Source organism: Erwinia magellanica, from assembly GCF_039023495.1.
Classification (GTDB): domain Bacteria; phylum Pseudomonadota; class Gammaproteobacteria; order Enterobacterales; family Enterobacteriaceae; genus Erwinia.
Genome location: NZ_JBCHVC010000002.1, coordinates 581,860 through 596,335 on the forward strand (window position 1 = coordinate 581,860; position 14,476 = coordinate 596,335).

Annotated in this window: 9 protein-coding genes; 7 read left to right on the forward strand and 2 right to left on the reverse strand. The window is 55.9% G+C overall.

What is annotated here, in order from left to right; all coding sequences use genetic code 11:
* The first annotated feature begins 39 nt into the window (after positions 1-39).
* Both pbpG and AAH450_RS10050 read left to right on the forward strand, forming a co-directional pair.
* A complete protein-coding gene (gene pbpG / locus AAH450_RS10045) occupies positions 40-984 on the forward strand; it encodes a D-alanyl-D-alanine endopeptidase (RefSeq protein ID WP_342910083.1) in 945 nt (314 codons plus the stop codon).
* A 111-nt stretch (positions 985-1,095) separates the two neighbouring features.
* Positions 1,096-3,534, forward strand: a complete 2,439-nt coding sequence (locus AAH450_RS10050; protein ID WP_342910084.1) for a DUF3772 domain-containing protein — start codon at positions 1,096-1,098, stop codon at positions 3,532-3,534.
* Between the two features lie 114 nt (positions 3,535-3,648).
* Here AAH450_RS10050 and dld read toward each other — a convergent pair whose 3' ends face one another.
* On the reverse strand, positions 3,649-5,382 hold the full coding sequence (gene dld, locus AAH450_RS10055; RefSeq protein WP_342910085.1) for a D-lactate dehydrogenase: 1,734 nt from the start codon (positions 5,380-5,382) through the stop codon (positions 3,649-3,651).
* Between the two features lie 178 nt (positions 5,383-5,560).
* Between dld and bglX the strand changes: the two genes are divergently transcribed.
* The 5 genes from bglX (at position 5,561) to idi (ending at position 12,845) form a co-directional block, all read left to right on the forward strand.
* Positions 5,561-7,858, forward strand: coding sequence for a beta-glucosidase BglX (gene bglX, locus AAH450_RS10060; protein ID WP_342910086.1), 2,298 nt, complete (start codon positions 5,561-5,563; stop codon positions 7,856-7,858).
* Between the two features lie 194 nt (positions 7,859-8,052).
* Positions 8,053-8,925 carry an oxygenase MpaB family protein gene (locus AAH450_RS10065; protein ID WP_342910087.1) on the forward strand — a complete coding sequence of 291 codons (873 nt, stop codon included), beginning with the start codon at positions 8,053-8,055 and terminating at the stop codon, positions 8,923-8,925.
* Between the two features lie 113 nt (positions 8,926-9,038).
* A complete protein-coding gene (locus tag AAH450_RS10070; RefSeq protein WP_342910088.1) occupies positions 9,039-10,148 on the forward strand; it encodes a suppressor of fused domain protein in 1,110 nt (369 codons plus the stop codon).
* Between the two features lie 138 nt (positions 10,149-10,286).
* A complete protein-coding gene (locus AAH450_RS10075; RefSeq protein ID WP_342910089.1) occupies positions 10,287-12,182 on the forward strand; it encodes a methyl-accepting chemotaxis protein in 1,896 nt (631 codons plus the stop codon).
* A gap of 120 nt (positions 12,183-12,302) precedes the next feature.
* Positions 12,303-12,845: an isopentenyl-diphosphate Delta-isomerase gene (idi, locus tag AAH450_RS10080; protein ID WP_342910090.1), complete on the forward strand. Its 543-nt coding sequence runs from the start codon at positions 12,303-12,305 to the stop codon at positions 12,843-12,845.
* A 59-nt stretch (positions 12,846-12,904) separates the two neighbouring features.
* On the opposite strand, the gene AAH450_RS10085 is transcribed toward idi, so the two are convergent.
* Complete coding sequence (locus tag AAH450_RS10085) at positions 12,905-14,380, reverse strand: MFS transporter (protein WP_342910091.1); 1,476 nt, start codon at positions 14,378-14,380, stop codon at positions 12,905-12,907.
* Positions 14,381-14,476: the final 96 nt, after the last annotated feature.

The window sequence follows — 14,476 nt, forward strand, 5'->3', positions numbered from 1 at the left end:
TACCGCACCTTAATCACTTCCCGGTTAAGTTTTTATAAGATGCCTGCAAAAATACGCTTGTCTCTTCTGACTCTGGCTCTGCTTTTTACGGCTCAGGCACCTCTGCGCCAGGCCGTCGCCAGCACTCTGGCCGACGCTGCCCCTCTTGTACAGCCGCAGATCGCCTCCGGCAGCGCGATGATTGTCGATCTCAACACCAATAAAGTGATCTTCGCCAGTCATCCCGATTTGATGCGGCCAATGGCTTCCATCACTAAACTGATGACGGTGATGGTGACGCTGGATGCACATCTGCCGATGGATGAGCTGCTGACTGTGGATATCAGCCACACGCCTGAGATGCGCGGCGTCTATTCCCGCGTCCGCCTGAACAGTGAAATCAGCCGCAAGAACATGATGCTGCTGGCGCTGATGTCCTCAGAAAACCGCGCCGCCGCGAGCCTGGCTCACCACTATCCGGGCGGGTACGATGCGTTTATTCGCGCCATGAACGCCAAAGCCAGAGCGCTGGGCATGACTCAGACCCGCTATGTTGAACCCACCGGTTTATCGACGCAAAACGTCTCTACAGCCCGTGATTTAACTAAGTTGCTGATTGCCACCAAACGCTATCCTTTACTCGGCGAGCTGAGCACCACCCATGAAGATATGGCGGTGTTCAAAAGCCCGAATTACACGCTGCCTTTCCGCAATACCAACCATCTGGTTTACCGTCCCGACTGGAATATCCAGCTGACCAAAACCGGCTTTACCAATGAAGCGGGCCATTGTCTGGTGATGCGCACGGTGATCAAACAGCGTCCCGTGGCGTTGGTAGTCATGGATGCTTTTGGCAAATATACCCATTTTGCCGATGCTAACCGTCTGCGTAGCTGGATGGAGACCGGCAAGATTTCCCCGGTGCCGGCGGCTGCGCTGAGCTATAAAAAACAAAAAGCGGCGGAAATGGCCAGCACCGGCAGCACCACCGAGATCGTCGAGTAACGTTTTTTCGTTACTGAATCTTATAGTGTCGGGCCGGGCAAAAGCATAGACTGGCGCGCAAGTTTTATGGTGCCGGAACTGCCCGGCCATGCCTGATACCTGGAAACCTTCATGTCTATGTTGTTAACCTTTTTTCGCCTCTGCCTGTTACTCCTGGTCACGCTGTCACCCGTGCTGGTGCACGCCGCCGATGATGATGAGAGCCAGCAATCCAGCGATGCCCCAGTCAGAGTCAATGCGGCGGCAGAACTGCCAAAAATGCAGAAAGTGCTGGATAAAATTAAGCAGCAGGTTTCTGGCGAAACGAACGACGGCAAACTCAATGCCCTGAATGATATGGCGCTGGAGCTTTCTGGCGATGCCGATACCCTGATGCAGGGCATTATTCCGCAGCGTGCGCAGCTACAGGCGCAGCTGGAAGTGCTGGGGCCAGCGCCCAAAGCAGGCAGCGGCGTTAAAGAGACCGCAGAGGTCACCAGCAAGCGTAAAAGTCTGGAAAATCAGAAAGGGAAGATAGATGACCAGATCAAGCAGGCGGAAGCGATTAAAAGCGGCTCGATCAATCTTTCCGCCCAGATTGTTAAGCTTCGCCGGGACGCGCTGAAAACGCAGCTGGCCCTGAACGCCGGCAGTATATTTGGCCCCCGTTTCTGGGCGCCGCTGTTCAATAAACACAGCGAAGACAGCGATAAAGTCAGCGATTTTGTCCAGGAGCTGAAAGAGACCGCCATACTCTCCTGGCAACCCGGCTGGCGCATGGGAACCGTGCTGTGGATCCTTCTTGGCGCGCTGGTGGCGACGTTAGGGCGGCGTTATCTGGAAGAGTTTCTGGCGTGGGTTGGCATCCATCTGCTGCCGGAAGGGCGCCTGCGCCGCAGCTTCCTTGCCGCCGCAACGGCAATCACTACGCTGCTTGCCGTGGTACTGGCCTTTAATTTCCTCGATCTGGCTTTCACCCGTCATGATGAAGTCGTGGATGAAGTGCGCGACTTTGCCGACAAGCTGGTGGGACTCAGCGTATTCTGTGGGCTGATAGCGGGCCTGGGCAGAGCGTTTTTGTCCACCCGTCGCCCTTCATGGCGTCTGCCAAATATCTCTAATGAAGTGGCCACGGCATTAAAACCCTTTCCACCTCTTACTGCCGCTCTGGTGTTTGTTTTCCAGACGGTGGAAAGCCTGAACAGCAGCGCCAACACCAGCGTAGGCACCACGATTTTTGCCAACGGTCTGACAGCTTTACTGATTGGTGCCACCGCGCTCTCTATCAGTTTCCGTACTAACCGCGTGCGGCGCAGAATGTTGCTGGAAGGTCAGCAGCCAGAAGCGAAATCGACGCTGGTGGGCCTGATCCAGATGGCGATTACGCTGTGTGGCGTGGCGATTATGGTGACGCTGGTGATTGGCTACGTCACCCTGGCCCGCTTCCTGAGTTATGAACTGATCTGGATGGGCATCGTTTTCGGTTCCTTCTACATTGTCAGCCAGCTGGTGGCAGATGGTTGCGAAAGCCTGTTCTCCACGCATAACCCTTCGGGTAAAAGCATTCAGCGCTCGCTGAATATTGATGAGCGTCATCTGGCGCAGGTTGCTGCCTTGCTGGCGGGGCTGGGTAAAACTGTCCTGGTGCTGATTGCTGCCATGGCGCTGCTGAACGGCACTTTTGGCAGCTCGACGCCGATTGAGCTGGTACAGAAAGCGATTGAATTCTGGGGCGGTAAAGGCCTGGAGTCGCTGAATATTGTGCCGGCGCACGTGCTCAACGCGCTGATTACGCTGGTCGTCGGCATCTATGTCCTGCGCTCGGTTAAACGCTGGCTGGACCAGGATTTCCTGCCGAAAACCACCATGGATGTGGGGATGCGCGTCTCGCTTATCACTCTGTTCAGCAACCTCGGTTACGTGCTGGTGTTTCTGCTGGCGCTCTCGATTATGGGGCTGCAATGGAACAAGCTGGCGTGGATAGTCAGCGCGCTGTCGGTGGGTATCGGTTTTGGTTTGCAGGAGATCGTAAAGAACTTTATCTCGGGCCTGATCCTGTTGACGGAACGGCCGGTGAAGGTCGGGGATCTGGTCAGCATCAGCGGGATAGAAGGGGATATCCGCCGCATCAACGTGCGCGCCACGGAGATCCAGCTTGGCGACAAGTCCACGGTGATTGTGCCGAATTCCCAGCTGATCTCGCAGAACGTGCGTAACGCGACGATGGGCAATGCCCAGGGGGTTGCGACCATTACGCTGACCTTCCCGCTGGATATCGATCCCGTTCAGGTGCGCGATCTGCTGCTGGAAGTCTATAACGAGAATGAACGCATTCTGGATACGCCAGAGCCTTCGGTCTCATTTAAGGATCTTACCCCCGCAGGGATTGTGCTGGCTGTCACGGGTAACGTGGCAAGCCCCCGTCAGGTTTCAGGGGCGAAGAGCGATCTGCTGTTTGATATCCTGACAAGACTGCGGAAAGAGGGCGTGGTGCTCTCCAAACCGCAAACCATGATTGTTGAGCAGCGCAACGGCCAGCAGGTGGTGGTTCAGGACGACAAAATTTCTTAATCCAGCAGCCTTCCGCCTCTGCGACTTAAGCAGGGACGGAAGGCGCAAAGATTTCACTGTTACCCAGCCACACAGGCGATTTCCTCACCAGGGAATCGCTCTTACAGCGAGTATTCAGGAGTGCTTCGCTCCGCAGTCGCACTCTCCCCAGTTCTTTGCTTTAGTGGTTTTACCAATACCGGGATTGAAACTGTTGGTCGGGTCAAGCTGCTGGTAGAAAGCCTTCAGCTGCGGCTTAGCGGCATAGAGATGGCCCACGTTATGCTCTGCCGGATACTCGGCCCCGCGATCGGCCAGCATCGCCAGCATCTTCTCCTTGAGCGCATGCACATCCACCCCTTTTTTCACAATGTAGTCCTGATGGAATACGTGGCAGAAAAAGTGGCCGTAATAGAGACGATGCACCAGCGCCTCATCAAATTCCGGCGGTAAACGCTCAAACCACTCACGATCGTTACGACGCAGGGCAATATCCAGCGCCAGAATATCTTCTACCTCGTCACTGTGAACGGCGTGATAGCGTACCGCTGCACCGGCGGCGGCGAAGCGGTGCAGAAAGGCTTTTGCTCCCTCTTCCGGCGTACAGGCAAAAAATTCCCCCTCTGCCTGCCGGAAATAGTGAGAGAGATAGTCGCCTGCTTCAGCAATACCCTCGCCAGACATTTTGATCATCAAATGATGTTCATAGCGGTCGCGGTATTCCTTCAGCCTTTTGGGCAAGTGGGAGGGCAAAACCTTACTGATTTTTTGCAGCAGACGATCGCTAAAGTGGGGTTTTAAAAAAGGCACCTTGCCTGAAAGCGCATCCGCCCGGCCTTTCAGCGTGAAAAACAGCGGCATCTTGTCGGTGCCAAGCTTGTCAATCATTACAAAGGTGTCTTTGCCATACACCTCTGCAATATCAAAAATGTCGCGGTGCATATACTCACCGGCCACGGGCAGGTGGGTGAACGACTGCAACATATGGCGGCGTATCTCATCGAACACGTCGGGATTATTGGTGCCAAGATAAAAAACCTGCTGCTCTTTTTCGCTGACAAAGGTGTCCAGACGCACCGCAAATACGGCCAGCTTTCCTGCACAGCCTGAAGCTTCAAACAGACGCCGTGCATCCGCATTGAAGCGTGAAGGCGTGTCGGCATCTACCTCGCGAACACGGGCCGCATACTCAGCATCTGACGCCTGCCGCTGATCATATTTTACGTCGCTCTGCTGCCAGGTCTCATCATCCAGCCGCGCCAGAATCTGTTCTGGTGTGCTGCCCAGTTCAATGCCCAGATGGTTAACCAGCTTCAGTTTGCCCTGCGCGTCCAGCTGCGCATAAAGCGCCATTTCACTGTAAGCGGGGCCGCGTTGAATCAGGGAGCCGCCGGAGTTATTACATACGCCGCCCAACACCGAGGCGCCAATGCAGGAAGAACCAATTACCGAGTGCGGTTCTCGCCCCAGAGGTTTCAGCACTTTCTCTAACTGGTAAAGCGTACTGCCCGGAAAAGCCAGTACCTGCTTGCCCCCGTCAATCTGCTGAATTTTATCCATTCTCAGCGTGCTGATAATCACGATATCGCGATCGTAATCGTTGCCGTTTGGCGTGGAGCCTTCAGTCAGGCCGGTATTAGCGGCCTGCATCAGCACGATGGTATCGGCCGCCACGCACGCCTGCAAAACGCGCCACTGTTCCAGCAGCGTACCGGGAAAGACCACCGCCAGCGCATCGCCCTGTCCGGAGCGAAAACCTTTACGGTAGCGCGCGGTTTGTTGGGGGTCGGTAAGAAGATGAGAACGTCCGACGATGCGGAGCAGTTCAGCGACCAGCTTCTGGCTGGTCCGGGAAGAGGGGTTGTGCATATCCTTGCTCCTTTTATCGGTCACTTATTAACTTTAACACTACTTTCGGTTCGGGTAGCGGACGGGACAAAATCGGACGCGCCAATATGTTGAAAACTACCTGCTATCCTGAAGTTATGGCACACTGAAATTCTTGTGGCCTTTACTTGCCCCGCAGTTATTAAGAGAACCCAACCTGATGAAATGGATTTACTCTGCCAGCCTTGCTGCCGCCCTGAGCATGCAGCCGGCTTTTGCTGAAAACCTCTCTGCCCCCCATCCGCTCACCCCGGAAGCGCGTGATGCATTTGTTACCGATCTCCTGAAAAAAATGACCCTGGATGAAAAGATAGGGCAGCTGAGATTAATCAGCGTCGGACCGGATAACCCGAAAGAAGCGATTCGTGAAATGATTAAACACGAACAGGTCGGCGCCATCTTTAACACGGTTACACGAAAAGATATCCGGGCGATGCAGGATCAGGTGATGCAGCTCAGCCGCCTGAAGATCCCGCTGTTTTTTGCCTATGATGTGGTGCACGGACAGCGCACCGTTTTCCCAATCCCTCTGGGTCTGGCAGCAAGCTGGGATCTGGATGCGGTCGCTGAAGTGGGCCGAATTTCAGCCTGGGAAGCTGCCGATGATGGCCTGAATATGACCTGGGCTCCGATGGTGGATGTTACCCGTGAACCCCGCTGGGGCAGGGTGTCCGAAGGCTTTGGCGAAGATACTTATCTGACCTCGGCAATGGGCCGCACGCTGGTGGAGTCGATGCAGGGTAAAAGCCCGGCAGATCGCTATTCGGTGATGACCAGCGTCAAGCACTTCGCCGCCTATGGCGCGGTGGAAGGGGGCCGGGATTACAATACCGTGGATATGAGCCCCCAGCGGCTGGCGCAGGATTATCTCCCCCCTTACAAGGCGGCGCTGGATGCCGGAAGCGGTGGGGTAATGGTTGCACTCAACTCGCTCAACGGCGTGCCGGCTACGGCTGACAGCTGGTTACTGAAAGATCTGCTGCGTGATGAGTGGAAATTTAAAGGGATTACTATCAGCGATCATGGCGCCATCAAGGAGCTGATGAAGCACGGAGTGGCCAGCGATCCGCAGGATGCCGTGCGCATTGCCATCAAGTCCGGCGTGAACATGAGCATGAGCGACGAATATTACAGCAAGTATCTGCCGGGGCTGGTGAAAACGGGCGCGGTCAGTGAAAGCGAGATCGACGATGCGGCGCGTCATGTGCTTAACGTCAAATATGATATGGGGCTGTTTAACGACCCTTACAGTCATCTTGGTGCCAAAGAGAGCGACCCGGCAGATAACAATGCTGAAAGCCGTCTTCACCGTGCTGAAGCGCGCGATGTGGCGCGCAAAAGTATTGTGCTGCTGAAAAACCGTCTGGAAACGCTGCCGCTGAAAAAATCGGGTACGCTTGCGCTTATCGGGCCGCTGGCAGACAGCCAGCGTGACATCATGGGCAGCTGGTCCGCAGCCGGTAAAGCGGGGCAGTCGGTCAGCGTATTGCAGGGGCTGAAGAATGCCCTGGGCGATAAGGCCAGGGTGCTCTATGCCAAAGGTGCAAACGTCACCGACAATAAAGGCATTCAGGATTTCCTGAACCAGTATGAAAAAGCGGTGACGGTGGACAGCCGCACTCCGCAGCAGATGCTGGATGAAGCCGTGGCGACCGCGCAAAAGGCAGATGTGGTGGTGGCGGTGGTAGGGGAAGCGCAGGGCATGGCGCATGAGGCATCAAGCCGCAGCGAAATCGCCATTCCCGCCAGCCAGCAGGCGCTGATTACTGCGCTGAAGGCAACCGGCAAACCGCTGGTGCTGGTGCTGATGAACGGCCGTCCTCTGACCCTGGTGAAAGAGAACATGCAGGCCGATGCGATGCTGGAAACCTGGTTCAGCGGCACCGAAGGCGGCAATGCTATCGCAGACGTGCTGTTTGGCGACTATAACCCCTCTGGCAAACTGCCGATGTCGTTCCCTCGCTCAGTTGGTCAGATCCCGATTTACTATAATCACCTTAATACCGGGCGTCCGTATGATGCCAACAAGCCAAACAAATATACTTCGCATTACTATGATGCGGCCAACGGCCCGCTGTTCCCGTTCGGCTACGGTCTGAGCTATACCAGCTTTAAGCTCTCGCCGGTGAAGATCTCCTCCGCCACCATGCCACGCAACGGCACGGTCAATGCCAGCGTTACCGTTACCAATACCGGCGATCGGGACGGGGCGACAGTGGTGCAGATGTATCTTCGTGACCAGATGGCCAGTATCAGCCGTCCGGTGAAAGAGCTGAAAGGCTTTAAGCGCATTATGCTGAAAGCGGGCGAGTCGCAAACGGTCACCTTCCCGATTGACGTCAACGCGCTGAAATTCTGGAATGCCAGAATGCAGCAGGTGGCGGAGCCGGGTAAATTCAGCGTCATGATAGGGCTGGATTCTGCCCGCACCACAGATGCAGAGTTTGAGTATCTGTAAACCCAGACGGCATGGCGGCCGCTTCTGCGCCGGTATAGCAGAAGCCAGCCCATCTCCGTTGCAGAATAAAGGGTGACGGAGTGGTTTAGCTGGCATCGTCGCGGCGGGGGATTCACTGCCTTTACCCTCGCCGCCGCGCCGCTATAAACTTAAGGGAGGATCTTCGTCCCTTTTTCTTTCAGCAGGGTCGTACTATGTCTTCAATTCGGGACAGAATTCAGCAGCAGGTGTTTCGCCTGAATGGTCTGGCTATGAATGAGTTTGATTTATCTGAACCGCAGGGCGATCCGGGATTATACGGGCCTGACAGCGTGATCTGGCGGGTGCATGGAGATTTTCCCTCTATGCTCTGCGGGGGAATTTCAGCACTGCTGATGCAGATGCTTCACCCGCTGGCGCTGGCTGGCGTCTGGGATCACTCCACCTTCCGGCAGGATATGATGGGGCGTCTGCGGCGTACCAGCCAGTTTATTGCCGTGACCACGTTTGGTAACAGCGTGGATGCGCAAACGCTGATCGATCGCGTCAGGCGCATCCATTTGCAGGTCAATGGCGTGGATGCCAGGGGAACGCCCTATGCGGCGAGCGATCCTCATCTGCTCACCTGGGTACACGTTGCAGAAACCAGCCGCTTTCTCGCCGCGCATTTGCGTTATAAAAACCCGGATCTGAGCCTTGCCGGGCAGAACCGCTACTATGCCGAGGCGGCCGTGGTTGCGGAAGCGCTGGGCGCAGAAGCCGTGCCGAAGTCGGTGCAGGAGGTAGAGGCTTACCTGCTGGCAATGCAGCCGGAGCTGCGGTGTGATGAGCGTACCCGTGAGGTGCTCTCTTTGCTGATGAACGCACCAGCACCGAGCTGGCAGGCGCGCCCGGCGATGAAGGTGATGATGATGGCAGGCATAGAGCTGCTGCCGGAATGGGCACAGCAGCAGTTCGGCTTCCGTTTTTCCTCCATTGGTCGCGGCTCTCTGCGTATGCGTATGCGGGTACTGGCGAAAGGGCTGCGCTGGTCGATTCGGCGCGGTGCCTATCACCGCGCTATGCAGCGCATGGGCCGTGAAGGATGAAGTTGCTTTCTGAACCTGATTTTTGAGACTTTTACCCTTGCCGTGGCATGGCACAACGGGACATCCTGCCCTATTCTCCGGGTGGGATCCCCTACATCCATCGTCGAGGCTTTATGACACAGTTGTACCGGATTGCTGAAGTCACCAATCAGCAACAAACGCTGATAGCTCAGGTTGAGCAGGATGAGCGCGCCGCCTATTTCTATATCCGGCCTGCGGAACCTTTCCGCACTCAGTTCGCCGTGCGCGGCTGCTGGCTGCGCAATCTTCTGCCCGCGCCAGCCCGTGAAGATCGGGAAGCGATGGAGCAGGGCATTCCGCCACTCCTGAGCGCAGAATATTGCCGTACGCTGGAAGCGGAGCCAATGCTCGACCCTGCTGGTCTCCAGATTATCTGGGCGCCCAGTGATGACGGGGCGGCATTATGGTATCAGGGGCAATTGCTGGCGGTGATCCCCGGCTGGAGCCTCTATCAGAACAAACAGGTCAGCTTCTCGGCTGGCTGCATCAAAGAAAACCGACTGACGGCCCCGCTGGGTTCCGCCTCAACCAATGACTATTACGCTGAAGCTGAAAAACATCGTCACTTCTGGCGTGACTGGCATGATGGTCATCTCTGGGAGCCGATGCAGCGCGAGCTGTTAAAATGTTATGAATCTCATTATGGCGAGTCGCTGAAATATTACTCTATCGATCAGGGCAACTGGCCCCCGATGGCTATTTCACAGCACTTTCATCAGGGCAACTGGTATTTCCTGACGCTGGGTATGAGCATTCGCCCGCTGCCGTGGGTAGATTTTCTTTTTGAAGATCTGGCTCCCCAGCACCGCAGAATTGAGCTGGCGATGGCGATTGATGCAGAGGTTATGACGGAAGAGAATGCCGTGCAGATGGCGAGTGCGCTGGCCAGCTTTGCACACTACCCCTGGGCAAGAATTAGCTGGCTGGGTGAAGGTCACACGCTGGAGTCTGCCGTTGCGCCAGTGGGTTTTGAAGGTTTTCTGCTCTCGGGCGAACTCAGCGGCGCAGAGGCACAGTTCAATCTGCCCAAACGCGAAGGTGAAAAAGTCACGCTGCTCTGGACCACACCTGTTACCACCGCGGAACGCGAATTCGCAGAGGCTGAAGAGAGCGGCGGCAATCAACTTGTGGAAAGATTGCGTCAGACCGGTGCGGATCATATTTTCCGTCCTCGTCAGCAGGTGGTTGATCCACAGGATTAAATTTTGCCAGCTACTTTTCCGTTTTCCTTTCAACGTCACTTTTGTTTGAAATGAGACGTTTATCACATCAAGTTTCGCCGTAACGCGCCGTTAACACGATCAGGCAATTGTGCCTGAATGAGTTGAGCGGGGCTCGTCATGTTAAAAACAACCCAGGCCAGATTTACCCTCCTGATCGTCGGCTTCTTTATGCTGCTGCTGCTGATCACGGTTGTGGTAATTAATATGTTTGTTGCACCTCAGCTAGCGACCAATGAGAGTCGTCTGGTGCGTTATGAAGTAAATTCTATTGGTTCGCGTATTACCGAAATGATGAACCGCATTCAGGCACAGCAGCGCACTATTACCGAAACGGTCGCCGTGCTCGACAGCGCCACTATCGATAGCGTGCTTCCCGCTTTAGTGAATCAGTATCAGGATATCAACGTCTTTGGCGGCGGCATCTGGCCACTGCCTAAAATGCGCGATCCGGCTACAGATAAATTCAGCACCTTTTTTGCCCGTGACAGCAGTAATAACCTTCAGGTCAATACGTTCTGGAACTCTGCTGAAGCACCCAACTATTATGAACAGCCCTGGTATAAAGATGGCCAGGCCGCAGCGAAAGGGCAGTGTGCCTGGGCGAAGGCCTATCAGGATGCGGCCAGCCCGCAGCCACGCACCAACTGCGCCATGGGTATTTATCGCAACGGTTCCGCCTGGGGCGTAGCCACTATCGACGTTACGCTGGGCTTCTTCAACCATCTGGCAAAAGAGATGGGAGACGCGGTACAGGGGCAGGCGCTGATTGTGGAAGCCGATGGTAAAGTGGTTGGGGATGCGAGCCTGATCGGCGGCACGCCAAAACTGCGTAATCTGAGTGAGCTGGCGACGCCAATGGCCGCTACGCTGCGTACTATGCTGGCAACAGCGGGCAAGGAGCCTCTCCAGAGCACCTTTGACAATGATGATGGCAACCATACGCTGTTTCTCCAGCAGATTGAGGGAAGCCCCTGGTTTATCGCCAGCGATGTTCCCACTGCACTGCTCTCCAAACAGACCGACTCTATCCTGACCCGTCTGGGCCTGGTGCAGATCCCGCTAGCTATCCTGCTGCTGCTGGTGCTGCTGGGCTTTATCCGTACCATGATGAAACGTCTGGCGGGGCTGAACGACAATATTCTGGCGCTCTCTACCGGCGGTGCCGATCTCACACAGCGTCTGCCAACCAGCAGCAGCCCGGAATTCAACGCCGTTTCACAGAGCTTTAATAATTTTATTGAGTATCTTCAGGGGCTGATGCGTCAGGTGGGCGACAGCGCGCTGGCCATCACTTCCGCGTCAAAAGAGATCGCCAGCGGCAACCTGGATCTCTCCGCCAGGACGGAAGAGCAGTCCAGCTCCATTGTTGAGACTGCCGCTTCGATGGAGGAGCTGACCGGCACCGTACGCCAGAACGCCGATAACGCCACCCATGCTAATCAGCTGGCAGGGGATGCTTCACGCGTGGCCGCGCGCGGCTCTAACGTGGTGAAGCAGGTGGTCACCACCATGGGAGAGATCAACACCTCTTCCCGCAAGGTTGTCGATATTATCAGCGTGATTGACAGTATCGCCTTCCAGACCAACATCCTGGCGCTCAACGCTGCTGTGGAAGCAGCTCGTGCAGGAGAGCAGGGCCGTGGGTTTGCAGTGGTGGCGTCTGAAGTACGAAATCTGGCTCAGCGCTCCGCTAATTCTGCAAGGGAGATCAAAAAGCTGATTGAAGAGTCGGTAGCCAATATCGATCAGGGCAGTCTGCTGGTGCAGGAAGCGGGCAGCACCATGGAAGAGTTGATGGGCGGCGTCAGCAGCGTCACGACGCTGATGGCGGAAATCATGTCGGCCAGCCGTGAGCAGAGCATGGGGATTGATCAAATCAACACCGCCATCAACCAGCTTGACAGCACCACGCAGCAGAACGCCTCGCTGGTGGAGCAGGTTTCTGCGGCGGCTCAGGCTATGGAAGAGCAAAGCGTCCAGCTTGAACTGGTGGTCAGCAGCTTCAAATTATAAACCGTTGTTTCCCTTCACCGGGGCAGCCTTGTGCTGCCCCTCATATTTCCGCACGATTTTACGCAGCAGGATCCCGCAGTGATGTGCCACAATACCTGAGATAAGTCTTAAGGAGCGCGCATGTCTGCAATCGAAGTCATTCTGGTTGATCGCCACGATCGCCCCACCGGCAGGATGGAAAAGCTTGAGGTTCATGAGAAAGGATTACTGCATCGCGCGGTAACGATCTACGTGTTTAATTCACGGCATCAACTGTTGTTGCAACAGCGCGCGTCAGGGAAATATCATTGCGGCGGTTTATGGAGCAACACCACCTGCGGGCACCCTTATCCTCAGGAGCTGACGCAGCAGGCGGCAGAGCGCCGTTTGCAGGAAGAGATGGGCATGTGCCTGAAGCTCCACCCGGTGTTTGAGCTGAGCTACAACTTGCCGATGGGAAATGGGCTGACCGAGCATGAATATGGTCATGTCTATTTCGCCTTCAGCGATGCGCTTCCCAGGCCCGATCCCGCCGAGGCTGATGGCTGGCGCTATGCTTCACTGGCAGCTATCCAGCAGGAGATGCAGGCTCAGCCACAGCGCTTTACTCCCTGGTTTCTGCACACCTTTTCCCGCATCCCGGCTGCTTTTAAAGCTTTTACGGCTCAGCAACAGCTCTGCTGAACGCCCCAAAAAAAAGCCCACAGCGATTAACGCCTGTGGGCTTTTCTATGCGCTTAACGTCAGGTTTCGCGCACGTAATCTTCCGCATCCACATCATAGCCGGACGGTTCCCAGCGGATTGCCAGCAGCGCAATAAGACCTGCCAGCGGGGCGAGGGCAATGACCCAGAATACATTGGTGCTTAACGCCGCAGAAAGCAGTGGGAACATAAACAGCGAGACCGTGGAGCTGCCGCGCATCAGCGTCTGGTTGAAGCCGACGCCGACGCCACGTAAAGAGGTTGGGTAGCTGAGGGAAGCGAAGGTCATGGTATGGGAGCCAGGACCAAACCCCTGACCCAGCAGGAACAGCGCCAGCATCGCAATTGAAATAGCCGCTTCTGCGCCATCGCCCGGACGCCCCACCAGCGCCAGCCCCACCAGCGCGACAAACTGGAAGCAGTAGCCCAGCGTCGTCATCTTCCAGGCACCAAATTTTGGCACCAGCCGCACGGCCAGTATGCCGCCAACAAATGCAAACAGCAGGTTTAACGCCAGCGAGACCAGAATGGTGGTCAGCATCGACTGCGCCAGAAAGCTGGAGAGGATCACCGGCAGACCAAACGCTACGGCGTTATAGGCAAAGGCGGAAGCAATTGCCGTCACCGTTGCCAGAATGGTACGCCGCAGGTAAACCCCTTTCAGCAGTTCACCATAATTACGCCAGCTGGCGCGCCGACCACGCGTGGCGGGCGACAGGTCAGCATCCCCGGCCACATGCGCGTTAATGCCGTAAGAGTTACGTAAGATGGCTGCCGCGCCATGCAGGTCACCCTGGTTGGCTGCCCAGACCGGCGACTCGCTCATGTAGCGGCTACGAATGCAAATAATCAGGATGGCGGGAACGGCGCCAAAGCCTAAAATAATTCGCCACAGCAGGCCGGCATGCGCCTCTGGCAGCACCGTGTAGAAGAACAGCACCAGCAGATAGGAGATGGAGATCGCCGCATACCAGGTGGGGCACCACATCGCAATGCTGGCGGCTTTATTGCCCCGTCCCTTAAGCTTTGAAAATTCGGCTAAAAAGGCCATCGCCACCGGCAGGTCGATACCCACGCCCAGCCCCATCACAAAACGTGCGGCTGTCAGCACATACTCATTCGGGGCAAATGCACACGCCAGCGCGGCAAAAACAAAGAAGAACATATCGGCCATAAAGACGCGGTAACGGCCGATTTTGTCGGTAAGGTAACCGCCAATCAGGGCGCCGACAATGGCACCAAAAGCTATCGCGGAAGCCACCATACCGGCACCGGTTGGCGACAGGCCAAACTCGCGGGTAACATCCTTCATGCCGAATGCAAGGGCGCCCAAATCGTAGGCATCAAGAAAGACACCGCCCAGCGCAATGCCAATCACGATGCGGGCGTTGCTGCGCGCCTGGGTACTGCTGTTGACCAGATGAGAAACATCGGCCGCTCGCCGGAGGGTGACGGCTTCACCCGTCGGGGGAGTCCCTGTTGTGGCGACATGCGCCGAAGTGGTTAAATCAGTCATGATGTTGGGGTCTGTTTTATAAGAATAAGCTCAGAGAATACTCCCGGTCGTAACAGAGTTAAATTCCTGCTGGTTATAACTTAAAACTAAATGCAT

Coding starts and splice junctions, on each gene's coding strand:
- pbpG (WP_342910083.1), top strand. CDS start 40: ATGCCTGCAAAAATACGCTTGTCTCTTCTGACTCTGGCTCTGCTTTTT.
- AAH450_RS10050 (WP_342910084.1), top strand. CDS start 1,096: ATGTCTATGTTGTTAACCTTTTTTCGCCTCTGCCTGTTACTCCTGGTC.
- dld (WP_342910085.1), bottom strand. CDS start 5,382: ATGCACAACCCCTCTTCCCGGACCAGCCAGAAGCTGGTCGCTGAACTG.
- bglX (WP_342910086.1), top strand. CDS start 5,561: ATGAAATGGATTTACTCTGCCAGCCTTGCTGCCGCCCTGAGCATGCAG.
- AAH450_RS10065 (WP_342910087.1), top strand. CDS start 8,053: ATGTCTTCAATTCGGGACAGAATTCAGCAGCAGGTGTTTCGCCTGAAT.
- AAH450_RS10070 (WP_342910088.1), top strand. CDS start 9,039: ATGACACAGTTGTACCGGATTGCTGAAGTCACCAATCAGCAACAAACG.
- AAH450_RS10075 (WP_342910089.1), top strand. CDS start 10,287: ATGTTAAAAACAACCCAGGCCAGATTTACCCTCCTGATCGTCGGCTTC.
- idi (WP_342910090.1), top strand. CDS start 12,303: ATGTCTGCAATCGAAGTCATTCTGGTTGATCGCCACGATCGCCCCACC.
- AAH450_RS10085 (WP_342910091.1), bottom strand. CDS start 14,380: ATGACTGATTTAACCACTTCGGCGCATGTCGCCACAACAGGGACTCCC.